The sequence below is a fragment of the Sphingomonas daechungensis genome (assembly GCF_014489495.1).
Classification (GTDB): Bacteria; Pseudomonadota; Alphaproteobacteria; order Sphingomonadales; family Sphingomonadaceae; genus Sphingomicrobium; species Sphingomicrobium daechungense.
On record NZ_CP060781.1, the window covers coordinates 37,795 to 61,535 of the forward strand.

Genomic DNA, 23,741 nt, shown 5'->3' on the forward strand with positions numbered 1-23,741 from the left:
CAGGGCAAATGGGGATGGAAGCGGAATGGCTTACCGAAACAGTCGCGGCCGATTTGGGTCGAATACGGTCGCGGGCGACGATGGACCACACATCAGATGCCATCCTAAGCACATACTTTCGGTTCTACGAGAGATTGCCGGACGCGGTGCCGCGGTAGACGCTGATATGCTTATCGGCGCGGAACTTTGCATTACCGGCTGGGACAGCATCGACCTTCTTGAACGGCTGGAAGGGACTACAGCATCGAGCTGCGTCCATTTGCTGATGCGCGGTCGACGACACGGCAGGGTTGGTTTCGAACTCTGACTATTGGCGGTGATGCGACCGCTCGGGAGCTTGCCGACCACATAGTCTCGCTGCTTGGGGAACGTTCCTAGGGGTACGAATGGGTCGAAGACGGTCGCGGCAGGTGTGGGTGGAGAAGTGCCGCTAGTTAGCTCAGGGCTCTCCCACCGACCCGCCGAACGCTGCCCATCTTACGCATGGCGCCACCGACAATACCAAATCCAGAAGCATCGTCAGCCAGGTCGCGGGTTCTGGAACAGCCGAGGCCCTGATATTTCCGGAGCCGGAGAGTAGATCAGCGACTTCGGAATTGAGACCGTCAGCGGCTGGATTGACCCTGACCCGAGACCACAAGCTGAACGTGTAGTCGCTGGCGGCAAACCCGGTCGAAGGCAGCATCGAGGAAAGAACGGATCCAGAAAGCTCGTTTCCAAGTACTGCCGTAGCTCCAACGAGGTTAGCGATCGATGGCGGCCCGCTTGAGGGAACGTTACCACTCTCAGGGTGCCGTCTGGAAACATCACAACGACAGCATCCCAGAGCAGCGATGCGCCGTCCGGAGGCGCCAGCCCAGGTCGCGAGACGCCGCTCCCACGATTGATAGCCCACACAAAAAGCGAATTAGGCGTCGTGCCAACCTGACCGGCTGTTGTGACGTCGAAAATAAAGTTCGATCCGTCGAAATTCACATTCGCGCCGATCAAGTCGAGATCGCTGCTGGAGGGTCCCGTGTAGCTAGCTAGGAAGTCCCCGTTCCGTCGGCAATCTCGGTTGCAGCCGCGGCCGAGGCGCCGAGTGAAATGAGCGCTCCGCAAGCCGCGAAATGCCATACTGATGCTCGCATTTTATTGCTCCTTGGATCGGATGGTCGTTGAATCGAGTGGATGGCGGGGGCCTGCGTCGGCTACCTGGCTAGGACCAGGATTGACGAACTGGGGAAAGTCGCGGGATGGAGCGTTCGCAGCTCTTTGAGTTGCGCCACGGCATCGTCGAGTGCTCCAGAATAGCAAGCGTGCCAGTACAACTGGATCGCATCATTCCGGAGCTCGGCCTTGCAGACCTGTCGGGCAGATCTCTTCAGCTTCAGGTGAAGGCTCTCAACCGCAAGATCGGTCGCCAGATCCGCAGGAGCTACCTGAATCCTGATGGAGGGGACCTTTCCCGTCGAAGCTGCCTGCGCCGGCATGCTCAGCACATTTGCAACTAAGCAGGTCGTTGCAGCCCGCAGTAGAAATCCCCGCACAGAAAACTCCCGCAACGATCCGCTTCTTCGCGGCTCTCAGGATCACAAAAGCGCCTTGGCGCTGCGCGGAGGAAAAGCCGATTTTTTGCCGATGATTTGCCGATCTGCGGGGTAATTCAGGCGATTAAATTCATTGGAGAAATCGTCGAAGCTCGGCCTGGATTTGTTTCCAGGCTACATCTTCGGGCTGAGGCAGGTGATTTCGCCCGTCCAGAATAACAAATTCGGCGCCGGGTATCTTGGAAGCAATGAACCGCCCGCGCTCAAGTGAAATTAGCTGATCGCGGTTGCAGTGCATGACGAGTGTCGGAGATCGAACCTTGGTTAGCAGATCGGCAACATCGACATCACCAAACATCTGCAGGATGCGGTAGGCGGACTCAGGTGCCGCACTGACTTTCTGGAAGTCGTTCCAACTCGCCCATTGTTCACCTGTCCCGTCTGGAAGAAATTGGCTGGTGTAGACTTGCCGGAGCGCAGGACTGTCTTTGCCCCATCCTGCGCGGATCAGCGTGCACATGGCTTCCCAGCTGTCGACATGATCGGGGTCGGGAGAGTGACGCCATCCCGACGAGAAACCGTTGATTAAAACGAGTCTCCTGACCCGCTGCGGATGGCGAGCAGCGAACGCAACCGCGAGAAGTGTGCCCTGCGAGATGGCGAGGAGGTCGAAACACTCTAGACCAGCCGTATTGACGACGGTGACCATGTCTTCCAGCAACCTATCGAAGTTCAAATTCGATATGCATCGGTCGGACATGCCGGTCCCGCGCTGATCATAGCGAAGAAGCGTGCTGCGGCTCGACAACTCGGCAACCCAATGGCGCCACAACGGATTCTCGATCTCTTGTTCGAGATGACCGTGCCAGTTGGGGGTCTTGACCAACGGATAGCCTTCGCCAAGTCGGCTGTAGGCTAGGGTAACGGCATCACTGGTGCGGCAGAACTCGATTTTCTGATGCTCGCGTAGACGATCGACCAGTTCGCGTTGGTTTGAATTTGCTGGCCCGAATGCTCTTCCGAACTCGCCATGCAAACGGTAGCCCACACTCCGAATGGTTTGGACTGAGAACTCGCCCTGGCAAAATTCACTACCCACACGCCGAATCTGCGCGATCACGCGGTTAATCGCGTCATCGGTGACGATCCGTCCGCCCCAACATTGGTCGATCAAATCGTCCCGGCTAACGACCTCGCCGTGTGCACGCCCCAAGACAACCAGCACCTGCATGGCTCGGGCTCGACGACTTTGCTCTGATCGCCGCACCGGACGTGACGCGTGGAGGGAAGAATTTCAGCTCGTCCGAGTTTGAAGCTCGCTTCATGTGCGAGGTCGACCCCGCCGCTGAATGATCGACGTGCGTCCAAGTCCTTTTCTCCGATACCCGCGGTGCGATCTTACCCTCGGCAACGGCGATAAATCAAAAACAGCCGCGGCGGGGTGTGTCGAGGGTCGTCGCGTCCGCCCAAATCGGCTCCATGGCATGCGCTCGGCGCCTGGACTTCGAGAACCGAGGCTAGCGGCAGGTTTGGGTCGAAATCGGTCGCGGCGGGAATGGGTGGGAAACGGACACAAGGCCTGATGGCGGATTGGGGCAGGGCAGGGGCTCTTGATGGCGAACTTCAATCAGAGCTGTGCGTTTGCCTGATCTTGCAGACCAATAGGAGATGTAGCCGTGGCCAAACTCAGCGCCGATGAACGTAAGAAGTTGGACAAGAGCGCGTTCGCCTTTCCGAAAGAGGAAAAGGAGCCGCTCGAAAATGCGAGCCACGTCCGCAACGCCATCGCACGCTTCAAGCAGGTCAAAGGTGTCAGCGACAGCGAGCGCGATGCCGCCTGGAAGAGGATCAAAAGCGCAGCCAAGAAATTCAATGTCGAGGTGACGGAGAAGAGTTGGCGGGACATCGGCAAAGATTGAGGCGCCGGCCTCGCTGCCCGTTTCATGTCCGCACTGGGTCGAAAGCAGACGCCCAGGCGATTTAAGCGGCGGGAATAGCTGGAAAGCGGACGCCAGCAGTCCAGCGTCGCTGACGGGGCATGTAGCACGGCCATTCGCGCGTCTACCCGTTACGACTGGCAAGTTCATGGGAGTTGCGTACGATGATGATGGTTAGAACAGAGCTCAGAGCCAGTCCCATCCACGGAATAGGCGTCTTTCTTTCCGAGCACGTTCGAAAGGGGCAGCTTATCTGGCGGTTCGATAGTCGCATCGATCAAGTCTTCTCCGATGCCGAGCTGAGCGAATTACCGACCATTCTCCATGAGTTTCTGCGGACCTATTCCACGCTGCACGGCGACCTGCGGATTTGGGTGCTGTGCGGGGACAATGGTCGGCACTTCAACCACTCTGACTACCCGAACACGACGTCCCTCGGGATTGCATTCGGCGATGACGTCGCGGCGGAGGATCTTCCGGCCGGAACCGAACTGACCAGCGATTATCGGACGATCTGCGACGCCATGAGGCTCGAAGGAACGGATTTCATCCAGCCCCAATCGGCCAATTGCTGAAGCTGCCAACGGGCAAGCTTATTGCCGATATCCTGCCGGTAACGCATGTTGGGGGTGACAACCTTGCGGACGCGGTCATAGGCAGCGCGCTGCGCCTGATCGACGGTTGAGCCTGTGCCGGTCACGACCGCCGTCCATCCATAGAGTCCCGACGTCACCAATTGCTCCTTATCGATACCAGCTTCTCCTAGATGCAGGTGCTCATCGTCCAAATCATCGACCACGATCGGCAACCCAATCGCAGAATCGACTTCTGCACGCGACAGCGGAAACGGCGGCGTACTGATCACGACGCCCACTGAAAATCCTGGCCTCGTCGGGAGGCAGCTCAACGAGCGGTTGCACAATCCGTGAAGCAGATCGCCCCAGTTAATGCCTTGCAGAGGTTCGAGCACTGCAAAACCAGGATAGCCGAAGCGACACGTGAACTCGAGCGGCCATATTCCTTGCTCATTGATGATGAGGTTCAGGTTCACCCAGCCCACGTGGCTCGCACTACGCAGTCCGCTTTCGAGCTTTGCCAGCGTCGCGTTGAAGATCGCATCGGACCACTCGAAGGTTGCGACCGTGCCCATTTCGCCCGTCAGTTCGCCGAGATCGCCCGGAAAGAAATGCTTGTGCTCCCAGTCGAGACAAGCTGGCCGAAGGAAATTAGTGCCGTTGAAGAAAGCCCCGACGCCTACCTCAATACCTTCAACATAATCCATCAGGATGAACGGGGCGACGGGTGGCTTCACGCGAAGCAAGGCGCTTACGTCTCGACCGTCGGGAAGCACGCCGACAAAAGTGTCTCCGGCCGATGCGCTCATCTTCAAAACGCAGCGTCGGGGCGTATCGCCAAATCCGAGAAAGCTTCTTCGGCGTCGGCGAACTCGGTCGTGCTTGCCGTATTCAATCCGAGTTCAGCGAGCTGCCGCTGGGCAGCGGCACGGTCGTTCTCCAGGCGGTCGCCGAAAGCGCTGCCGCCTACAACATTAAATCCCGCGCCGCGGAGTTTATCCTGAAGTTCGCCGAAGCCGATCGCTTCGAAGACGATGATCCCGTCGTCCCCGGCTTCGCGAATCCAGCCCAGCTCTGAACGCCAATCCGATGACCTGGGCACCAGTCCCGCCATGGTTCCACTGGCGAGGGGATTGCTGATGGAAGCACGGACCTGATGACCTTCGGCAAGCAGCCGCCGATACATGGAGCCGAGGTCACAGGTTTCGGTGATACCAAGTACGCGCACTATCATATGCTAGCGCACGGAACTGACTGATACGCAACGATGTTTTGGCGCCATGGCAAGCGTCTTCAAGTGGCGTGGTGAAGAGGCCGGCGTCTTCACTGATAATGTGCAGCAACGGCTTGCGCATTGGAACCGGCATCGGCTTGCGCCGAGGCTTCCGGACAACGATTGGGAATCCGCATTCGCCTCCGATCATGAAACACTCGTCCTTGAGAGCGCGCTCTTGAGTATGCTTCGTAAAGAGGTCGCTGCAACCGCCGCGATCGCTCCAAACGATGCGGACGGCTTTGTCCGCTGGTTCGAGGCACTGAAGGAAGTTGGCCCGGGCCAAGGCGATCCTCTGTTCCCTTGGCTCGAGAAGACGGCGACACTGGACGAGATGCGCTGGTACCTGCTCCAAGAGGCGGCAGGCGAAGCAGGCTTCGATGATCTTACGGCTCTGACCCAGATCCGATTGCCGACGCGTATCAAGCTGGAGCTCGCCCGCAACTACTGGGACGAAATGGGTCGCGGCAACGAGAAGGGCATGCACGGGCCGATGCTTGAGCGGCTGAGCGTCGCCCTCGGCATTCGCCCGACGATCGAGCAGACCGTCTGGGAGAGCCTCGCGCTCGCGAACGCAATGACCGCCATGGCCACGCGCCGCGACTTCGCATGGCATGCACTGGGAGCTCTTGGCGTGATCGAACTCACTGCCCGGACCGATCGGCTGCGGTCGCTTCGGGGCTGCGCCGGCTCGGGATCGCTCCCAAAACGCGGACATATTTCGACCTTCACGCCACGCTCGATGTGAAGCACAGCCTGGCGTGGAACGCCGAAGCGATCGGGCCGGCGGTAGCCGAGGACCCGGCGCGTGCTCGGGCGATTGCCGAAGGCGCACTCATCCGCCTGACCTGTGGCGCGCGATGCTTCGACCGTTATCGTAGCGAACTGTGGTGAAGGCTGACGCAGCGCTCGTCGAGCTGTTGCACTTCCTTCGACTATACGAATACCGATTCACGACGGTGACACCGACAACCCATTCGCGGGTGCTAGCGCGAGGAGAAGTTTCCGATACCGGTCTTCGTGACATTTTCGGATGGAACAGGCCCTTTTCGAGCGACCAGATCGAGCCTGTTCTGCTCGGGCTGCTCGGTCGGGCAGGTGCCATCTCTACCGGTGAGAATGACAAGTTCATCAGTCGCGTTCGCGTGGCGAGCCTGGGCGACGATCTGCTCGTTCATTCTGGCTTTCCTACGAACGATCGCGACGCCGTCTTCTTTGGTCCGGATAGCTATCGGTTCGTGAACTTCGTTAAACGGGAGGTGCCGAGCCTTTCGAACGTGCGGAGCATCGTGGACATGGGTGCGGGCAATGGCGCAGGGGGCATTGCCGTGGCCCGACTGCTCGACGGCGCCAGGATCACGCTCGTTGACGTCAATGCTGTCGCACTCGCGATGGCGGCCACGAATGCTGCGGCGGCCGGCGTTGACGCGAATCTGTTGGAAGCGGATTGCATTCCTGACAACGTGGACCTTGTCATGGCCAATCCGCCGTACATCGTCGACGACAAACGGCGCCAATACCGGCACGGCGGTGAGATGTTCGGAGGAGCTGTCGCGCTGGGTTGGGTGCGCCAGGCGCTCGAGAAGCTGTCGCCCGCGGGAGTGATGTTGCTGTACACCGGCGTCGCTTTTGTGGATGGGCGATCTCCGTTGCTTGCGGAAATTGCACAAGAATGCAGGGCAGCGAGGGCCGACGTGACGCTCACTGAACTGGACCCCGATGTTTTCGGGAGGAGTTAACGAAGGAGCCCTACCGAGAAGTTGAGCGGATTGCCGCGTTCGGGATCAAAATCATTCGGTCAGCTTAGTCCGTTTGGGCTAGGAACAGTTTGCTCGACTAGGCGGGTACTCTCAGACGCGGTCCGCGGATGAACTCGCCCGTATCTTTGCGAGGCTTCAAATGCCCGTAAGGTTTCCCGAGGGCGCGCCGAACCTTGAGGCCAGCCACAACTAGCGCGAGAACTAGAAAGGGCACCAGCGGCCCAGAGACACGACCAAGAGAGTGACGAGAGAAACGCCGAGTAGCGTGATAGCTATTTGCCAGCGCCTCAAGCGAAGCATTCCAAGCCCAGGCGCGAGTATGTTGAGCAATACGATGCCCAATCTGGAAGCTACGCCGCGCTTTGTTTCCATACTTGCTCCCGACAGCATCCTAACGTCGGCGCAAAAGGAGCATCGCAACGACAGTGACGCAAGAGCAGGGCCAGAATTGTCCGCATTAGGGCGAAAGCTGCCACTAGCGCTCTAGCGGCGGGAATGTGGACAGCTGCCATAACGTCATTTCGATTGTATTCGAAATATAATTGACTGGACATCGTGATTCTGTCATTTCGAGTTTCATCGAAAGGACGGCTCATGGCTGCTCTATCCAGTCTTCTCCGCTCCCTGCTGACCGCGATCACCGCGCTCCCGCCGGTTCCGTGCTGCGCCTCCGCCATCAACTGGGCGAGCTTCCGCTAAGATGCGCGCGGAAAACGCTGTCGAGGCGCTCGCCGCGCTCGCGCAGGAACATCGGCTCGCTCTGTTCCGCTTGCTCGTCCAGGCCGGAGACAAGGGCATGGCGGCGGGCGCGATCGCCGATGCACTTGGCGTCCCAAACAGCTCGCTGTCGTTCCATCTCGCGCAGCTCCGGAATGCCGGACTGATCCTGCAGGAGCGGCAGCACCGCTCGCTCATCTACCGCGCCAACTATCCGGCGATGAACAAGCTCGTCGGGTATCTCATGGAAAACTGCTGTGCCGGTGCCGACTGCGGCGCGGATACAGCCTGCGAAATTCCCGCCAGGAAAGGAAATCCGCTTGAAGCGCCTGCACGTCCACGTCGGGGTCGAGAACCTCGCCCACTCCATGAACTTCTACTCGACGTTGTTCGGATCCGAACCGACCGTCGTGAAGGACGATTACGCCAAGTGGATGCTCGAAGATCCGCGCGTTAACTTCGCCATCTCCGCGGGCAATCATGCTCGCAAGGGCATCGAGCATCTCGGCATCCAGGTAGAAAGCCCAGACGAACTCTCCGAAGTCTACGGACGCCTGAAGGCCGCCGACCGGCCAGTCCTCGAAGAAGGCCAGACGACCTGTTGCTACGCCAAGTCCGAGAAAAGCTGGATCAGCGATCCGGACGGCGTCGTCTGGGAAGCCTTTTTCACCAACGGGGAAGCGACGACCTACGGCGACAGCCCCGCGCTCGACACGCTGAGGCCTTGCGAAGCTAAGTGCTGCGCACCGAGGGCAGCGGCATGACCCGTCCCTACAACGTGCTGTTCCTGTGCACCGGGAACTCCGCCCGCTCGATCCTCGCCGAAGCGATCCTCAACAAGGACGGCGCAGGACGCTTCAACGCCTTTTCGGCCGGCAGCTTTCCCAAGGGCCAGGTCCATGCCGAGGCGCTCAAGCTCCTGGACGAACTCGGCTATCCGTCGGAGGGCTTCCGCTCGAAAAGCTGGGACGAGTTCGCCGCCGATGGCGCACCGCTGCTCGATTTCGTCTTCACCGTTTGCGACAATGCAGCGGGCGAAACCTGTCCATTCTGGCCGGGCCAGCCGATGACGGCGCATTGGGGCATCGAAGACCCAGCCGCAGTCCAGGGCGAGCGCCAGCCGCAAGCCTTCCGCAATGCCTACTATGCGCTGCAAAGACGGATCGGGTTGTTCCTGTCGTTGCCCTTCGAAAGCAGCGACGAACTGAGCCTTCAGACGAGGCTGCGGGAGATAGGGCGAACCGGCGACCAGGATGCCGCCTGACGCTCCGCCGCTCGGGCGGCGCATTGCGGCGGAAGGTATAGGCTCGTTCCTCCTGTTCGCGTGCGTGATCGGTTCGGGCATCATGGCCGCGAACCTATCCGGCGGAAACGACGCAATCGCCTTGCTCGGAAACACGCTTGCAACCGGCGCGATTTTATTCGTGCTGATCACCATGCTTGGGCCGATTTCCGGAGCGCATATGAACCCGGCGGTCAGCCTAGTCGCCGCTTCGCGGGCGATCTGCGGTGGACCGATGCAGGAGCCTACATTCTCGCGCAAATGGCGTTCGGAATCCTTGGCGCCTGGGCGGCGCATTTGATGTTCGATCTTCCGACGCTCCAGCTGTCGGTGAAGGCCCGAACCGGCCTCGGCCAATGGACCGGCGAGGCGGTAGCCACCTTCGGCTTGATCTTGACCATTCTCGGCACCGTGAAGCACCGCCCGCAGTGGGTCCCCGCCACCGTCGCGCTCTACATCACCGCGGCTTACTGGTTCACTTCGTCAACTAGCTTTGCGAATCCCGCGATTACCGTCGCTCGAAGCCTGTCCGATACGTTTGCCGGAATTGCTCCTGCCGATGTTCCGCTGTTCATCGTTGCTCAGCTGATTGGAGCGATGGCGGCTGCATTGACTGCGAAGTGGCTCTTCTCTGACAGGGCGGCCTAGTGGCGGGAATGGGTCGAATGCCGCCACTAACCTAATGGCAGCAATGGGTCGAAAGCTGCCACTACGTCAGCTAACTTATGGCGGGGGAGCCTCAGGCCGCGTGTGTGACTCGTGATTCAAACGTGGCCTTAGTGACCGTGACGGCTAGTCCCCCATGGATGACGTTTCAGATACCTGAGCGTTCAGCTGTTTCGCTAACGCAGCCACTAACGCCGTGCCAAGCCCGGTTGATGCACTTGGTTCGTTTGTCTCGCTTCTCCCGATACCGTTGTCCGCCACAGTGAGCTTCCAATCCGACTTTGCCATCTCGAAGGTCACTCGGATTCGGGCGGACGAATTGGGCAAAGGAAATGCATATTTGACTGCATTGATGATCAGTTCGGTGACAATCAAGCCGATGCTTACCGCGTGGCTCGTTTGGAGCACGCCAGGGTCAGCACGGACAGTGATGTCGATGTCCTGACGGGGGTCCACCATGGACGCGGCAAGGCCCGAGCTGAGCTTCGCAAGGTATGGACCAATCTCAATTTGCTCGATGCCATCAGACGCATGCAAGTGGCCCTGCACCGCCGCCACGGACATTACCCTCTGATGGGCAGCACGGAGCTCATTCTTGGTTTCTTCTGAGGTCACTGCTCCGGCCTTCAACAGCAAGATGCTGGCAATGATCTGCAAGCTGTTTGCAATGCGGTGCCGCATCTCGCGAAGAAGAGTCCGTTGCTGCTCTAACAGCTCCTCCGTATGCTCCAGTAGTTTCTGTTTCTCCTGTTCGGCGATCCGACGTTCGGTGATGTCCTTGATCGCCACCAGTACCATCCTGCCCGACCCGTCGCCGTCACGGATCGGAAGAGCATTTAGACATAAGGTTCGCCGCCCGACCTTGCCGAAATCGCGCTCGAACTCGAAGCTTTCGATAGTCCCGCGATCGTCGACAACCGCGGCTAGCAGCTGTCGCAGGCCCGGTATGTCCCATGCGCCACCCGAAAGCTCGAACAACGAATTGCCGTGCACAGCGGCCGGAACCTCGCCGAAGACCTCGTAGAAGCAACGACTAGCCGCGAGAAGACGCAACGTGTCATCCAAGACCAGGAAGGGTTCGGGCAGAGTGTCGACGATTGCCAGCGCCAAGGCTTGCGCTTGCTCCCTATCGTCTAACTCTTTCATCTTGGTAGCTCCAATCGGGCGGGAGCTTCGCATCTCTCTGTTGCCGGCACGCGATTCGCCTGTCCGGTAATGAGATGGTTATACTCTACTTGGGATAACGATCCCACTACCGATTAGTTCGCTGCCGGCGGAGGATCACATGGAATGCTGGACGCGGCTCGGTTGGCATCTGCGGTAGTAATCAGGGCTGAGATTGCTGCCAACAACTGTGCCGGAGCGTACGGCTTTTGCACAAGTTGGCTGTTCGGAACTCCGTGTGTGGGCCACTCTCCGGCACTCAACGCAGTCATGTACACGATCGGAATGTCAGCCTGATGCTCCCGCGCATATCTGGCGACTTCCCAGCCATCGGGGCCACCACCCAGGCCAATGTCGGTGATCAGTCCCGCGAACCCCGCCCCGGTGCGTCGAGCGCGTCCAGAGCCTCGGCACCGGTCATGGCTACTCTAACGGCATAACCACCCAGCTCGAGGGCATCCTCGGCAACCATGACAACCAGTGCGTCATCTTCGACCAGCAGCAACACAGGCTCTTCCAAGTTTGCCCCCGCAGCCGCGGCGGCGATGCCGCACTGTGTTTTCTGACAGAGACTGAACAAGACGGGGAGCAATGAGTTCCGGAAGGTGACCACGCGTGAAATGGTCGGCGTGATTGGGCTCAACGTCAAAACCTTCCGACCTAGTTCAAACGTCTCTTTAAGCACGGGATCTCGTCGTTGAAGAAGCTGCCACGGCAGTTTGAGCGGGAAACTTCCCGCATACCGAGGTTAGCCCGTTGTTGGGGTCTCGGACGTTTGCTGCACGGCTGTCATGAGCAGTTCGTATGATTTGAGACGTGCTTCGTGATCGAACACCTGAGAGGTTACCATGAGCTCGTCGGGCTTGGTGCGATCGACGAACTGTTGAAGCTGGTGGCGCGCCGTCTCTCGGCTGCCGATTGCGGATACAGACAGGATTGACCGGAGAAGCGCACGGCCTTCGAGCGGAAGCTCTTCGAGGTAGCCTGCCTTTGGGGGTGGAAGCTGGATCGGACGTCCGGTTCGAAGCGCGACAAACGCCTGCTGTACCGAGGTGGCTAGCCGCTTTGCTTCCTCGTCAGTGTCCGCAACGATCGCGTTGAAGCCCAGCATGACGTACGGCTTCGCAAGTTGTTCAGATGGCTTGAACCGCTCTCGGTAGACCGAGACGGCTTCCATCATCATTTGCGGCGCGAAGTGAGACGCAAAGGCATAGGGAAGCCCCAGCATCGCCGCTAACTGAGCCCCGAACAGGCTAGATCCGAGTATCCAAAGCGGAATGTTGAGCCCCTCGCCCGGAACGGCACGCACCCCGCCACTTTCACCGCGGAAGTACTCTTGAAGCTCGACGACGTCTCGCGGGAACTGGTTTTCGTCGGACGCGAGATTGCGTCGGAGAGCGTGAGCCGCGGCTTGGTCTGTTCCGGGAGCACGCCCCAATCCAAGATCGATCCTGCCGGGGTATAGAGACTCAAGTGTTCCGAACTGCTCAGCGACGGTCAGCGGGGCATGATTTGGGAGCATGATGCCTCCCGCACCGATGCGAATGTTGGAGGTCTGCGAACCGACATAAGCAAGCACAACGGCCGTGGCGGCACTGGCAATACCGGGCATTGAATGGTGCTCGGCCATCCAGAAGCGCCTGTAACCCAACCGCTCCGCAAGCTGTGCAAGCCCTGCGGAATTGCGAAAAGCTTGGCCAGCAGTTGCTCCCTCTACAATGGGTGCGAGATCTAGAACGGACAAAGGGATCATTCGCACGAGATGGTCGTCCGAGTGACGAGATCAACCCGTACCGTCTGAAGTACATGCTCCCGATCAGCTGTGATCCAAGTCGCATTGACGTCAAAGCGCACAAAACGAGGAATCTGCCGATGTCGAAGGTGGGTCGCGACTTATGTCTGCTTTGAGCGGAAAGCGGACACTATGAGCTCGCGATCAAGTGGGCTTCACCGGTCTGCGGTCCAACTGTTCTTTCTCGACGGCAGGTGAACGCGATCCTCACGGGGCATTCACTTGAAGGGGCGCTCTGTCTCTCATCGGCTTCGGAACTTCCGAGCCAATCTCACCGAGGGTACCTCCAGATCAGTGACAAATGTTTAGGGAATTGCGCCTTGGCACAATGAAGGGAGAAACGCGTTGGAGTCTCACTTCGTCATGAGGTGCTGAATGCGTCCGCTACTTGCTGCTATCATTGTTTTTGCCGCGGCCGCTTGCCAACGCACAGCTGAGCAGCGGGCTGCAGACGAGTTACGGAACGATGCCCAACAAGAAGGCGCGTCAGTCGAGAAACGGGCGGCTAGCGAAGCAGATCGACTAGAGCAGCAAGCCTCTGATCTGGGGAACGAAGCAAATCAGGCGGGTGGCATGACCGGGAAGCGTTTGAATGTACGAGCGCAGGCCTTGAATGATGAAGCCAAGATCGTCCGGAAGCAGGCGGATATGAAAGCTGATGCGATCAAAGAAAGCGCAGATGCGAGAATAAAGGCGTCAAAAAGCCGTTGAGAAGTCCTTGGCTCAGTCGGTGCCGGACGAAGGAAGCAATTCCGAACCAATGCAAATGCTACACTCGGCCGTGAATGGAAGGTCTTACGCGTGGGGACGAGCCGTCCATTGCGTATCGAGTCAGCCCCGAAGAAGGCGCCGTCCAACTCTTCAAGCTTCTTGCCGAAACTTCTGTCGACCGAAAACTCAGCAGCCGGCCCGTCAGCCTCGCCCGTGGTTATCGTTGAAGAGATGAAAATGGACCTCGGCATTTCATCCGAGCGCAGCGATTTGATTTCTGTTCCGCCCAAACGTGCGGCCAGCTAGCGTAGTCGGACGTGTAGTGTCCGCTCTAGGTCGACAGCGGACGCTACTCGAATGGGTTGAAACCGAAGTAGACAAGCTCCTGCGTTTCCTTGCCGATGCGCGTTCCACACCATGGGCAGAACTGGATGAAGCAGTCGTAGCGACCGCTCGACGTTAGCAACATCGTCGCCGCTCCCGCAGTCGGATGTAGCTCGACAAGTGCGTCCGGTAAGTCGATCTCAGTGACGCGCTTATAATAGTCGCGTCCCTTCGCAGCTCTTCACAGCACGGATTCAGCATCACGCCGGCGTCTCATGGTGCGCTAGTGTACGCAATGGGTCGAAAAGCGGTCGTTGGACGATGCCCGTGGCCTAGCTGCGCTGGAGTCCGCCATGCCAACGATCACCGCTTTCGAATCTTCCCCGGGGTAAGGGGCAGGGCCACGCCCGTGACATGCGCCTTAGCTGGGCCTTTGAGGAGGTCGGTCGGCCCTACGGAGCTGCGTTCGTTGGAAGTCCTCAAACAGCCATGCTACCTCTCGCTCAACCCCTTTGGCAGCATCCCCACCTACGAGGAGGGGCGACTCGTCCTTTTCGAGTCAGCGCGGCCTCCTCATGGTCACTGTGCTTCGGCGCTGGAGCCGTCGAACTTTCCTGGCACCCGCAACATCGTGGAGGAATCCTCAAACCTCGCCGATTACGTTGAGCGGGGAAAAAGTCGACCAGCGTTCCAGCGAGCGTTTGAGGCGCAGTTTGCGGTGTTTCAAGGCGCCAAAAATTGATTGCATCGGTGTCGTGCACAGCGCCGAAGCTGCGAAGCCTGCTGACCAGTGATTACGCCAACTCGGTGATGGCAGGAATGGGGCCAAGGCTGTCGCGGCGCGAAAGGGTAGAAAGCCGCCACTTCATTGTCACGCCGCACTTTAAGCGTCGTCGGTAGGAGTCCGTTTGGCGCTGGCGCTGAAGGCAAGCGCCAAAGCAACACCCACTCCGATCCCTATGGCGACATTCTTCAAGGCAAAGCCAACCGCGACACCTATGAAGATTCCAGCGATAAACCCATTGCCTCTGTTCATGCCGCCTCCGTGCTTAAGTGAATCTATCGCCGTTGGGCGATTGGCTGCAATGGGTCGAAAAACGTCGCGGCAAGTTTGGGGAAAGCGGACACTCTGCTTGAGCCGACTCTCGTGGAGCAGACTTGGATAAGTCGAGCGTTCGCTTCCATTCGGTGCTACGAGACGGCAATTGGGCGGCTTCCCTCCCGTAAGCATACGCCTGGCAGAGAGACCATCGAGCTCCCGCTTGCCAATCAAGGAGCCAAGTTGTGAATCAACAGCCGGAGCCGAAGAAGATCCTTCTTCAAACGACCATCCCGACAACCGAAGACGATTGGTCGATCGCGCGCTTCAGCAGCCTTGCTGCGCTGCTTCGCGATGCGCGCGATGAAAGCGGCAACACTCTCTACGAAGTGACCGCGCGCGATCGCGATCCGCCCGGGAGGCCGGACCCGGTGCTATCGACCATCGATGGAAGCGACTTCGACGAGCTTTGGCTGTTCGCAGTTGATACCGGGAACGGTCTCACAGAGGAGGATTGCGCTGCCATCTCCCGCTTCAGAAAGAATGGCGGGGACTGCTCGTGACGCGCGACCACATGGACTTGGGGTCATCAGTCTGCACCTTAGGCGGCGTTGGAAAGGCGCATTACTTCCATTCCAAACAGCCGGATCCGGACGTCAGCCGTCGCAAGCGCGACGACCCTTATACGGCCGACATTGATTGGCCGAACTTTCACTCCGGGGCGAACGGCGATTTTCAGGAAATCGAGGTTGTCGGGGAGGCCCATCCCGTGCTCGCCAACGAACGATCACCTATGGGCTCGATCCACTTCCTGCCGTCTCACCCTCACGAGGGCGACATCGGCGCTCCGAAAGGAGAGGATGCGCGGGTTATCGTGAAAGGGAAGAGCAAGGCGACCGGCGTCGACTTCAACATCGCTGTCGCCTTCGAGCCTGGCAAGCATGGCGGCGCAGCGATTGCCGAAAGCACCTTCCACCACTTCGCCGACTATAATTGGGACCCGCAGGCCGGCTGCCCAAGCTTTGTCAGCGAAAAGCCGGGTGACGGCCTGCTGCGAGTGCCACAAGCGATGGCGGACACGCACTGTTACGCGCTAAACATCGCAAGCTGGCTGTCCGGCGCCTTGCGGACACAGCAGAAGACAACACGCGCCGCCGCGCTGGCGGGCGCCATTCCGGCAGACTAACTCGGCGGCTGCTCGGGACGCGCCGTCCTCAGTTCTTGTGCTGGCAGGGCTTGAGGAGGCTCTCGATCGGGCGCTCACAGAGATGCTAACTGCGCTTTAGCGGCAGAATCGGCGAAAAAGACGTTCGCTCTGCTCAGCTAATGAAGCCACCAATCTGGAAACAGTCGGCATTCCGACCAACTGATCGAACCTCCCTGGGGAGGGGTTTGTGGTGGTCGTTGGTATCTGAACCAGTGCAGCTTATGCGGGTCGCACAGTAACTCCACGATATCGCGCAGATTGCTTCCCACGGAGCGTCCCCAATCGTCGCTCAGGCCGCGCTTGCGACCGGCTCCTCTCCCAGCGCGCGCCGTAGATAGGTTGCGGTGCAGCTGGTCTTGAACGACGCAATTCTTGCCGGCGGGCCTGCGATGACAATACGGCCGCCATCTTCACCGGCACCGGGCCGATGTCGATCACCCAGTCGCTCGCCGCTGCGAGCTTCATGTCGTGGTCGACGAGGATGACGCTGTTCCCGGTGTCGACCAGGGTCTGCAGCTGGTTGAGCAATCGCTCGACATCGGTCGGGTGGAGTCCGGTGGTCGGCTCGTCGAGCACATAAAGCGCGCCGCCGCGCTGCGCGCGCTGCAATTCGGTGGCGAGCTTGACCCGTTGCGCCTCGCCGCCGGAAAATTCGGTCGCGGGCTGGCCGAGACGCAGATAGTCGAGCCCGACCTCGCGAAGCACTTTGAGCGACCGGCAGACATTGGGCGCGTCGGCGAAGAAATCCCACGCTCCCTCGACGGTGAGGGCGAGCACATCGGCGATGGACTTGCCGCGATAGATGATTTCGAGCGTCTTCGGATTGTAGCGGGTGCCGTGACAGACCGGGCAGGGCGCGTAGACGCTCGGAAGGAAGAGTAATTCGACCATCACGAAGCCCTCGCCTTCGCAGCGCGGGCAGCGGCCCTTGGCGACATTGAACGAGAATCGGCCGGCGTCGTAATGCCTGGTCCTCGCCTCGGGAGTCGCCGCGAAAAGGGCGCGGACATGGTCGAACAGCCCCGTGTAGGTGGCGAGGTTCGAGCGCGGGGTGCGTCCGATCGGCTTCTGGTCGACCTCGATCAGGCGCCTGATGTCCTCGATTCCGCCGACGATCCGGCCCTCGCTGGGAGCGGCTGGACGGTCCTCGAGCAGGGCTTCGGCATCTTCCGGCTCCTCAACCGGTGCCGCAGCGCCGAGGGCTTCGCCGACCAACTCAACCAGCGCCTGGCTGACCAGGCTTGATTTGCCAGATCCGGAGATCCCCGTGACCGTCGTCAGCACGCCGAGCGGAAAGGCGCAGTCGAGCGCCTTGAGATTGTTGCGCGTCACCCCTTCCAGCCGAAGCCACCCCGCCGGTGCACGCAGCCGGCTCGGCACGCCGCCCCCTCGGCGAACAGATGACGGCGCGTCTCCGAGGCCTCGACGCTGCGCAGTCCCTCGATCGGGCCGCTATAGAGGATCTCGCCGCCATGCTCGCCGGCGGCCGGGCCGACATCGACGATCCAGTCGGCACGGCGAACGACGTCCATCTCATGCTCGACGACGAACAGCGAATTGCCGACCGCCTTCAATCCGTCGAGCGCACGCAGCAGAGCCTCGGTGTCGGCGGGATGGAGCCCAGCCGAAGGTTCGTCCATCACATACACGACCCCGAACAGGTTGGAGACCACCTGGGTCGCCAGCCGCAGCCGCTGGAGTTCGCCCGGCGACAAGGTCGGGGTGCTCCGCTCCAGCGTCAGATAGCCGAGGCCGAGATCGAGCAGTACCGACAGTCTGCGGCACAGATCGCCGGCGATGCGCTCGACCACCAACGCCTTCTCGGGGTGCGTCTTGCGCAGCGCCTTCAGCTTGCCGGCTTTAGCCTCGGCATAAGGCGCGAAGATCTTAGAGAAGCGGGCCATGGGCAGGCGGCCCATCTCGGCGATGTCCAGCCCTTCGAACCGAACCGACAGGGCTTCCGGCCGCAGCCTTTTGCCGTGGCAGACCGGGCAGGCGCGGCCGATCATAAAGCGGGCCGCTCGCTTCTTCATCATCGCGCTCTGGGTGGTCGCATAGCTGTGGGTGACATGGCGCTTTGCGCTTGAGAACGTGCCCATATAGGCCGGCTCGACTTTCCGGCGGATCGCGCGCTGGATCTCGTCATGGCTCCAGCCGGGATAGACGGGCACCTGCGGCTGCTCGTCAGTGAACAATATCCAGTTGCGCACTTCCTTCGGCAGGTTGCGCCACGGCGTGTCGACGTCAATCCCTAGACTGATCAGAATGTCGCGCAGATTCTGGCCACCCCAGGCCGTCGGCCAAGCGGCGATGGCGCGCTCCCGGATGGTTTTCGAAGGTTCGGGCACCATCGAGGCTTCCGTCACCTCGTGGATCCAGCCGAGACCGTGGCAGCGCGGACAAGCCCCTTCGGGCGTGTTGGGCGAGAAGGATTCCGCATCGAGATGCGGCTGTCCGCGCGGATAGTCGCCGGCGCGCGAGTAAAGCATGCGCAGCAGATTAGAGAGGGTGGTGACGCTCCCGACCGATGATCTCGTCGTTGGCGATCCGCGCTGCTGCTGAAGCGCCACCGCCGGGGCAGGCCCTCTATCTCGTCGACCTCGGGCACCTCCATCTGGTGAAAGAGACGGCGGGCGTAGGGCGAGACCGATTCGAGATAGCGGCGCTGGGCCTCGGCATAGAGAGTGGAGAAAGCGAGCGACGACTTGCCCGATCCCGACACGCCAGTGAACGCGACGAACGCGTCGCGTGGGATTTCGACATCGACATTCTTGAGATTGTGTTCCCGTGCACCGCGCACACGGACGAAGCCGGAGACCTTAGCATCTGTCACGCGGACCACTCCTCTTCGGATTGAGCGACCGAGCCCGTCGTGCTGCGTTGAAGGGGCGATCATCTTTGACACCGGATTACGGAAATCGGACGCGGGTCTCGTGGCTAAAATGCTTCCGCCACTGCTTCCTTGGACGCCAGCAGCTCGGCATGCTCGATTTGGGGGACGTTGCTGAGCAAATTCGGGGCGTGGGCAATCAGCGCCTGGCCGACCTTTCCGGCCAAATGCGCCAGCCGATCCTTCTCGCTTCCGAACGTGTCGAAGATCGCGAAGTCACGCGGGCCGAACTTGACGGCATACCAGTCGATCGTTCCCTCCTCCTCCATGACGTTGTCAAGCGCGCTCCTGAGGAACTCTTCGACCTCGTCCTCCTTGCCTTCCTTCGCCTTGAGGCGAACGAACAATGCACGGTCAATCATCAGCTTTCTCCTTCTTCGATAGATGGGAACTTGAAGCTACGAATCCTCTTTCTCTTCGCGGCGCGGTTCCTGCCCGGGCCGATAGCGCGGGCTGGGCTGCGGAATGAGGAACCAGGCGACTGTAAGCATGGAAAGTCCGGCGCCGATCTGTGGCGCCGCTGCCGCCACGGGCACCGCTGCGATCAAAATCAGCGTCGCGATGCCGTAACGTCGCGTCATCTGCTTCAGAAAGTCTGGCGCAAGGCGATCGTCCATCACCCTACGCTCGCCCGACATTCCGTAGAACCATTTCATCATCCAGACGACCGCCGTGGCGGCCATCCCGACGGTCAGCGTCACCGCCGCCGCCGGCTCGGACGGGGTGCCGAATTGATAGCACCAAACCCGGATCGGATAGGGGGTCACCACGATCGCCAGCAGGAACAGAAGGTTGATCAGCCCGAAGACATGATCGCTGCGCGCGTAGATCCGGCCCGTATAATGGTGCTGCAACCAAAAGGCGCCGATGGTGATGTAGCAGAGTAGCAAGGCGAGATGCTCGCGCCATTGCTCCGCCATGGCGATGCCGAGGCTCGTATAGCCGTGTGGCCCATCGGGAGCGCCCGGCGGCTTGATCTCGACGATTAGCAGGGTGAGCGCGATCGCAAACACCCCGTCCGTGAAGCCTTCGAAGCGAGCAAGGCCCCGAATCGCGCCGTAATTCTTCGCCATGAGGCTATCCCATCTGTAGGCCAACAGATGGGACGGCATGAAGTTGCCAATGCCGTTCAAAACCGCACGCTCCAAGTGCTGGTCATCGCCGGGGATGTTCGCGGCGAGCCGGATCGGAGACGCATTCGGAACGAAGCCCACTCACCACGGATTTAGTGAAATGATCGCTGTCAACGACGGCGAAACTTCCGTCGAGGCGAGCCTCAGGGCAACATCAGGAGTCGAGGATGCAGTTTCGGCAGTTTGGCCTAACCGCGCAGGACCTTCCGATCGTCGGCCAGGGCACTTGGGAGATCGATGAGAGTAAGCGGGAGCTTGCCATTGCAGCGCTCCGCCGCGGCCTCGACGAGGGCATGACACACATCGACACCGCCGAAATGTACGGCGACGCCGAATTGCTGATCGCGTAAGCGATCGACGGCCGACGCGACGAGCTGTTTCTCGTCTCGAAAGTCCTTCCCCAGAATGCGATGGCCGATAGGGTAATCGCGGCGTGCGAACGCTCGCTGTCACGCCTCGGGACGGATCGTCTCGACTGCTACCTGCTGCACTGGCGCGGCCGGATTCCGCTGAGTGAAACATTCGCGGGATTCGAGCAGTTGACGCGTTCAGGTAAGATTCTCGCCTGGGGCGTCAGCAACTTCGACGTTCCCGATCTCGACGAAGCGCTTCACATTGCAGGCCCGGGCAAGATCGCCTGCAACCAGGTCCTCTACAATCTCGAAGAACGGGCAATCGAGCATGAAGTCATCCCGTGGTGCGACCGGCACGGGACGGCAGTGGTCGCCTACAGCCCGTTCGGGCACGGGAACTTCCCCGGCGAGCATTCGCCGGCAGGACGAGTGCTCGCGGAGATTGCGGCGGCCCACGATGCGACGTCCCGCCAGGTCGCGCTCGCCTTTCTCGCTCGCTTGACGTTCGTGATTCCTAAGGCGTCGAGTTCAAAACATGCCGGCGAAAACGCCGCCGCAGGCGATCTCAAGCTGTCCGACATCGAACTGGCGCGTATCGACGCTGCCTTCCCTCGCGGGCCAAAACCCGCAGGTCTGCCGATGCTTTAGCAGCTCATCGCGGTTTGAAAGGGCTTCGGAATTTATTTTCGGTGATCCGCCGTTCCGCAACTGTCTGCACTTGGTGGGAAGCGGACATTGCTTCTAAATACAGTATTGCGCGTTGGTAAGCTGTCGCGTCCATGGTACATGAATACATCGCGCGGAATTCCCTCTTTGTAGGCGTGCGCGACTGAGAGTCGAAGTGCTCCCGCTTACAAGTCGGGAGTCGGCCATGAATGAAGTTGCCTCCGATAACGGCAGCGCGGAGGCAAATGGAGCGGGTACCTTTATTCCAGCGCAAGTGACGCTATCGCCGCAGCGAAGCATGGATCTTCAGCGGGGCGGTGCAGTGTGATGTCCAGCACGAGTAGTAGCGATGAAACGTCAATTGTCGACTACTGGCATGAATGGGAGATCAAGGGCGCTGAGAGGCAAGTCGTCCTTTGCGTCGAAACCGACCTCGAACTCGATCCGGGTCGCGACGGCTTTGACCGGGTGCAGCTCGATGCATTGCTCCACCAGGCCTCCGAGCTCATGAAAGCCAGCCCCAGTCCGATCGATTTCATCCGTATCGTGCAAGCCGAGAATTAGGGCGGTCGGCACCATGTACCGACTGAATCTCTACAGCGGAAACAAGCTCACCCGCACAGAGCTCCTAGAAGCGCCGCTGGAAGAAGCCAAGGAGTTGGCGGTCGCGGCGATCGGCCTCGAAAAAGCGCATCGGGTAGAATTGGTGAACCGGGCCGGGTCGGTCATCTTTCAGCGCTGGGCTGTCTTGTAGGTCGCGCTCGCCGGGCGATCTCCAGCTCCAGCTCCGAAATCAGGTGCTTCAGCCCGTTCGACGGCAAGGCCACGCAGGAGGACAATTCGGTCCGTGCGTGCGATACGAGGTCTGACCAGAACTTTATGGTGTCCGCGTGAACCGGACGTTGCCGCAAGCGACCGGCGCTGCGAATTGCCGAGATGAGGTTTCCCTCGGTGCTGCCGTGTAACTTCATGTTTCCCACCTTAGAATGGCCGAGATCCCGACATTCGCTTCGACGCATTGGGCGGGCGACGAACTTCTCGCTGAGGTTCGGAAAAATCTCGCGCGTCAACTTGGGCGATCCTTCGCCTGAGGCCATGGGACTTACCATGCGGGCGTCGTTCCTGTTCTTCGCTACGGAGATGAGCGCGGCGTAGGCGTCGGCCAACTACTGATGTGCAAGGCGCGACCTGCCGCAGGCAGCATTGTCGGCGTTGAACAAGGAGACTTGTTGCCTTCTGTAAGATAATTGAGGTCCATAAGACGCTCCCAAAACGCCAGCGGGAACGCGATCGGTCTCTCAGCTGCGCAAGCCTGTCGAAGAAATCGCGCGATGAGGGCCATTAACACGATTCAACATCTAAACCTAAACATCGGAATGACTTTCGTTCCCGGCTTACAAAGCTGCCCATTGGCTGCTACATATTTGAGGCTACCAGTCTACAACTGACGGTTTTTGGCGCTTAGCGGCCCTTTTTCCTTCTCACGCAGCTTCTAGCAGAGGTCGCCGATGTCCGGCGCCCAAAGGAAGGGAAATCAAAATGCCGATCGGCACCGTAAAATTCTTCGATACCACCAAGGGCTTTGGGTTCATCCAGCCCGACGACGGCAGCAGGGACGCGTTCGTGCACATCAGCGCCGTCGAGCGGGCGGGCATGAGTGGGCTCTGCGAAAACCAGCGCATTTCCTATGATCTGGCCGAGGAACGCCCGGGCAAGATGAGTGCGATCAACCTGAAGGTGGGGGACGAGACGGCCAGTTCGGACCAGCCGTCTCCTAAATCGGACGGAGTATCAACCGAACAGGACTTACTTTCGAAAGGCTCCTAGCTTGGCCAAGCGTCCCAGGCGGGTAAAGCCGCACCGACGGCCTCCAGCAGCTCCAAACGAGTTCCGCCAGGTCGGTGACGCGCAATCGGACGGCACTGATGATTGGATCGATACGATGGTTCGACGCAGCATCGGCCTGCACGGCCCATAATGTTGGCCAGACTGCTACTCCGTCTTCGAAAGGCTTCAAATGGTTTCCTCTCACAGCAACATTCATCAGCTTCGGCCAAGGCTTCGTCTAGTCTCAGCGACAGAGACACCGCGAATTGCTTCGCGGCCGCGCTTCACCTGCCTGAGCGTCGCGGCGGATGAAACTGATCACGAGCAAGGATCTTCGCTCACGACTTCGCCAAGTCATTAATCCGTGGCGAAAGAAGAGCTGCTTACAGTCGAAGGCGTAATCGATGAAATTCTACCCGACGGGCGCTTCGGTGTTTTGTTGGATAACGAGCATAAGATCATTGCTTACACGGCAGGGAAGATGCGCCGTTTCCGGATACGGTCCATCGTCGGGGATCGAGTCCATGTCGAGATGACTCCCTATGACTTATCGAAGGGACGAATCGTCTATCGGGAGAAGGTGGTTGGGCACCAACCCGGTCCCCGGCGGCGGCAGTTCCGACGATGAGCGCGATAGTAAGCCTAAGGTTCTGTTCCCGATGAACCGTCTCACCAATTCAACCAGATGCGATCCAGGCATCCTAGAGGCACTTATAGCCGATAGGGCTCCGCCACAGGTCGTTTATGCCTACCGCAAAACAGGTTTGATCGTGACGGTAGAGTCTCGGGAGACGCTCGACGAGCACGACCGCAAGATATGGGACGCCGCGATGGTTGAATTTGCCAATCTCGAATGGGATGGGCAGCATTCAGATACTCACTGACGAGGGGACCCA

The 23,741-nt window shown here is 59.8% G+C and carries 20 protein-coding genes and 8 pseudogenes; 18 read left to right on the top strand and 10 right to left on the bottom strand.

Annotation, left to right across the window (positions count from 1 at the left end; all coding sequences use genetic code 11):
• Positions 1–1,190: 1,190 nt before the first annotated feature.
• Both H9L15_RS20675 and H9L15_RS15935 read right to left on the bottom strand, forming a co-directional pair.
• Entirely contained in the window at positions 1,191–1,472 is a 282-nt protein-coding gene (locus H9L15_RS20675; protein WP_187715995.1) for a UrcA family protein, read from the bottom strand.
• Positions 1,473–1,659: 187 nt separating this feature from the next.
• The gene (locus H9L15_RS15935; RefSeq protein WP_187715996.1) at positions 1,660–2,760 is read right to left on the bottom strand and encodes an alpha/beta fold hydrolase; all 1,101 of its coding nucleotides are present in this window, start codon (positions 2,758–2,760) and stop codon (positions 1,660–1,662) included.
• A gap of 445 nt (positions 2,761–3,205) precedes the next feature.
• Between H9L15_RS15935 and H9L15_RS15940 the strand changes: the two genes are divergently transcribed.
• Together H9L15_RS15940 and H9L15_RS15945 are read left to right on the top strand one after the other, a co-directional pair.
• Positions 3,206–3,448, top strand: coding sequence for a DUF6582 domain-containing protein (locus H9L15_RS15940; RefSeq protein ID WP_187715997.1), 243 nt, complete (start codon positions 3,206–3,208; stop codon positions 3,446–3,448).
• Between the two features lie 182 nt (positions 3,449–3,630).
• A complete protein-coding gene (locus H9L15_RS15945; RefSeq protein ID WP_398287041.1) occupies positions 3,631–4,041 on the top strand; it encodes an SET domain-containing protein in 411 nt (136 codons plus the stop codon).
• Here the strand turns inward: H9L15_RS15945 and H9L15_RS15950 are convergent.
• Both H9L15_RS15950 and H9L15_RS15955 read right to left on the bottom strand, forming a co-directional pair.
• Positions 3,969–4,850 (bottom strand): phosphoribosylglycinamide synthetase C domain-containing protein, encoded by an 882-nt coding sequence (locus H9L15_RS15950; protein WP_187715999.1) that lies wholly within the window; start codon positions 4,848–4,850, stop codon positions 3,969–3,971. The two genes, H9L15_RS15945 and H9L15_RS15950, sit on opposite strands and share 73 nt — an antisense overlap.
• Before the next feature lie 2 nt (positions 4,851–4,852).
• Entirely contained in the window at positions 4,853–5,269 is a 417-nt protein-coding gene (locus tag H9L15_RS15955; RefSeq protein ID WP_187716000.1) for a hypothetical protein, read from the bottom strand.
• A gap of 52 nt (positions 5,270–5,321) precedes the next feature.
• Between H9L15_RS15955 and H9L15_RS15960 the strand changes: the two are divergent.
• The 6 genes and pseudogenes from H9L15_RS15960 (at position 5,322) to H9L15_RS15985 (ending at position 9,721) form a co-directional block, all read left to right on the top strand.
• A pseudogene (locus H9L15_RS15960) lies at positions 5,322–6,208 on the top strand (iron-containing redox enzyme family protein).
• 251 nt (positions 6,209–6,459) lie between these two features.
• The gene (locus tag H9L15_RS15965) at positions 6,460–7,053 is read left to right on the top strand and encodes a methyltransferase (protein ID WP_187716001.1); all 594 of its coding nucleotides are present in this window, start codon (positions 6,460–6,462) and stop codon (positions 7,051–7,053) included.
• A 721-nt stretch (positions 7,054–7,774) separates the two neighbouring features.
• Positions 7,775–8,098, top strand: a pseudogene (locus H9L15_RS15970) (ArsR/SmtB family transcription factor); the annotation flags it as partial.
• A 13-nt stretch (positions 8,099–8,111) separates the two neighbouring features.
• A complete protein-coding gene (locus H9L15_RS15975) occupies positions 8,112–8,555 on the top strand; it encodes an ArsI/CadI family heavy metal resistance metalloenzyme (protein ID WP_187716061.1) in 444 nt (147 codons plus the stop codon).
• A complete protein-coding gene (locus H9L15_RS15980) occupies positions 8,552–9,055 on the top strand; it encodes an arsenate reductase ArsC (protein WP_187716002.1) in 504 nt (167 codons plus the stop codon). The genes H9L15_RS15975 and H9L15_RS15980 overlap by 4 nt, the downstream gene beginning before the upstream one ends.
• Positions 9,045–9,721, top strand: a pseudogene (locus H9L15_RS15985) (aquaporin). The gene H9L15_RS15980 and the pseudogene H9L15_RS15985 overlap by 11 nt, the downstream one beginning before the upstream one ends.
• Before the next feature lie 144 nt (positions 9,722–9,865).
• Here H9L15_RS15985 and H9L15_RS15990 read toward each other — a convergent pair.
• From H9L15_RS15990 to H9L15_RS16000, 3 genes are all read right to left on the bottom strand, one after another.
• Positions 9,866–10,885 carry a sensor histidine kinase gene (locus tag H9L15_RS15990; RefSeq protein ID WP_187716003.1) on the bottom strand — a complete coding sequence of 340 codons (1,020 nt, stop codon included), beginning with the start codon at positions 10,883–10,885 and terminating at the stop codon, positions 9,866–9,868.
• 379 nt (positions 10,886–11,264) lie between these two features.
• On the bottom strand, positions 11,265–11,423 hold the full coding sequence (locus tag H9L15_RS15995; protein ID WP_187716004.1) for a hypothetical protein: 159 nt from the start codon (positions 11,421–11,423) through the stop codon (positions 11,265–11,267).
• A gap of 228 nt (positions 11,424–11,651) precedes the next feature.
• Positions 11,652–12,656 (bottom strand): LLM class flavin-dependent oxidoreductase, encoded by a 1,005-nt coding sequence (locus tag H9L15_RS16000; protein WP_187716005.1) that lies wholly within the window; start codon positions 12,654–12,656, stop codon positions 11,652–11,654.
• A gap of 414 nt (positions 12,657–13,070) precedes the next feature.
• On the opposite strand from H9L15_RS16000, the gene H9L15_RS16005 reads away from it, so the two are divergent.
• From H9L15_RS16005 to H9L15_RS16015, 4 genes and pseudogenes are all read left to right on the top strand, one after another.
• Complete coding sequence (locus H9L15_RS16005) at positions 13,071–13,406, top strand: hypothetical protein (RefSeq protein ID WP_187716006.1); 336 nt, start codon at positions 13,071–13,073, stop codon at positions 13,404–13,406.
• Positions 13,407–13,496: 90 nt separating this feature from the next.
• Positions 13,497–13,712: a hypothetical protein gene (locus H9L15_RS16010; protein WP_223276751.1), complete on the top strand. Its 216-nt coding sequence runs from the start codon at positions 13,497–13,499 to the stop codon at positions 13,710–13,712.
• 371 nt (positions 13,713–14,083) lie between these two features.
• A pseudogene (locus H9L15_RS20765) lies at positions 14,084–14,292 on the top strand (glutathione S-transferase family protein); the annotation flags it as partial.
• 722 nt (positions 14,293–15,014) lie between these two features.
• Positions 15,015–15,955, top strand: a pseudogene (locus H9L15_RS16015) (hypothetical protein).
• A gap of 310 nt (positions 15,956–16,265) precedes the next feature.
• Here the strand turns inward: H9L15_RS16015 and H9L15_RS16020 are convergent.
• The 3 genes and pseudogenes from H9L15_RS16020 to H9L15_RS16030 form a co-directional block, all read right to left on the bottom strand.
• Positions 16,266–18,872 (bottom strand): annotated as a pseudogene (locus H9L15_RS16020) (excinuclease ABC subunit A).
• A 41-nt stretch (positions 18,873–18,913) separates the two neighbouring features.
• Positions 18,914–19,228 carry a putative quinol monooxygenase gene (locus H9L15_RS16025; protein ID WP_187716008.1) on the bottom strand — a complete coding sequence of 105 codons (315 nt, stop codon included), beginning with the start codon at positions 19,226–19,228 and terminating at the stop codon, positions 18,914–18,916.
• Positions 19,229–19,264: 36 nt separating this feature from the next.
• Positions 19,265–20,080, bottom strand: coding sequence for a TMEM175 family protein (locus H9L15_RS16030; RefSeq protein ID WP_223276752.1), 816 nt, complete (start codon positions 20,078–20,080; stop codon positions 19,265–19,267).
• Positions 20,081–20,166: 86 nt separating this feature from the next.
• On the opposite strand from H9L15_RS16030, the pseudogene H9L15_RS16035 reads away from it, so the two are divergent.
• The 6 genes and pseudogenes from H9L15_RS16035 (at position 20,167) to H9L15_RS16060 (ending at position 23,729) form a co-directional block, all read left to right on the top strand.
• Positions 20,167–21,000 (top strand): annotated as a pseudogene (locus tag H9L15_RS16035) (aldo/keto reductase).
• A gap of 345 nt (positions 21,001–21,345) precedes the next feature.
• Positions 21,346–21,582, top strand: coding sequence for a hypothetical protein (locus H9L15_RS16040; RefSeq protein ID WP_187716009.1), 237 nt, complete (start codon positions 21,346–21,348; stop codon positions 21,580–21,582).
• A gap of 13 nt (positions 21,583–21,595) precedes the next feature.
• Complete coding sequence (locus H9L15_RS16045; RefSeq protein ID WP_187716010.1) at positions 21,596–21,772, top strand: hypothetical protein; 177 nt, start codon at positions 21,596–21,598, stop codon at positions 21,770–21,772.
• Between the two features lie 785 nt (positions 21,773–22,557).
• A pseudogene (locus H9L15_RS18220) lies at positions 22,558–22,755 on the top strand (cold-shock protein); the annotation flags it as partial.
• Positions 22,756–23,209: 454 nt separating this feature from the next.
• Entirely contained in the window at positions 23,210–23,473 is a 264-nt protein-coding gene (gene infA / locus H9L15_RS16055; RefSeq protein ID WP_187716012.1) for a translation initiation factor IF-1, read from the top strand.
• Positions 23,430–23,729 (top strand): hypothetical protein, encoded by a 300-nt coding sequence (locus H9L15_RS16060; RefSeq protein ID WP_187716066.1) that lies wholly within the window; start codon positions 23,430–23,432, stop codon positions 23,727–23,729. Before infA ends, H9L15_RS16060 begins: the two co-directional genes overlap by 44 nt.
• Positions 23,730–23,741: the final 12 nt, after the last annotated feature.

Excerpts from the sequence above, each read along its gene's own strand:
- H9L15_RS20675 (WP_187715995.1), bottom strand. The coding sequence starts at position 1,472 with ATGCCGGCGCAGGCAGCTTCGACGGGAAAGGTCCCCTCCATCAGGATT.
- H9L15_RS15935 (WP_187715996.1), bottom strand. The coding sequence starts at position 2,760 with ATGCAGGTGCTGGTTGTCTTGGGGCGTGCACACGGCGAGGTCGTTAGC.
- H9L15_RS15945 (WP_398287041.1), top strand. The coding sequence starts at position 3,631 with ATGATGATGGTTAGAACAGAGCTCAGAGCCAGTCCCATCCACGGAATA.
- H9L15_RS15950 (WP_187715999.1), bottom strand. The coding sequence starts at position 4,850 with ATGAGCGCATCGGCCGGAGACACTTTTGTCGGCGTGCTTCCCGACGGT.
- H9L15_RS15980 (WP_187716002.1), top strand. The coding sequence starts at position 8,552 with ATGACCCGTCCCTACAACGTGCTGTTCCTGTGCACCGGGAACTCCGCC.
- H9L15_RS15990 (WP_187716003.1), bottom strand. The coding sequence starts at position 10,885 with ATGAAAGAGTTAGACGATAGGGAGCAAGCGCAAGCCTTGGCGCTGGCA.
- H9L15_RS16000 (WP_187716005.1), bottom strand. The coding sequence starts at position 12,656 with ATGATCCCTTTGTCCGTTCTAGATCTCGCACCCATTGTAGAGGGAGCA.
- H9L15_RS16005 (WP_187716006.1), top strand. The coding sequence starts at position 13,071 with ATGCGTCCGCTACTTGCTGCTATCATTGTTTTTGCCGCGGCCGCTTGC.
- H9L15_RS16025 (WP_187716008.1), bottom strand. The coding sequence starts at position 19,228 with ATGATTGACCGTGCATTGTTCGTTCGCCTCAAGGCGAAGGAAGGCAAG.
- H9L15_RS16040 (WP_187716009.1), top strand. The coding sequence starts at position 21,346 with ATGTCCAGCACGAGTAGTAGCGATGAAACGTCAATTGTCGACTACTGG.
- H9L15_RS16045 (WP_187716010.1), top strand. The coding sequence starts at position 21,596 with ATGTACCGACTGAATCTCTACAGCGGAAACAAGCTCACCCGCACAGAG.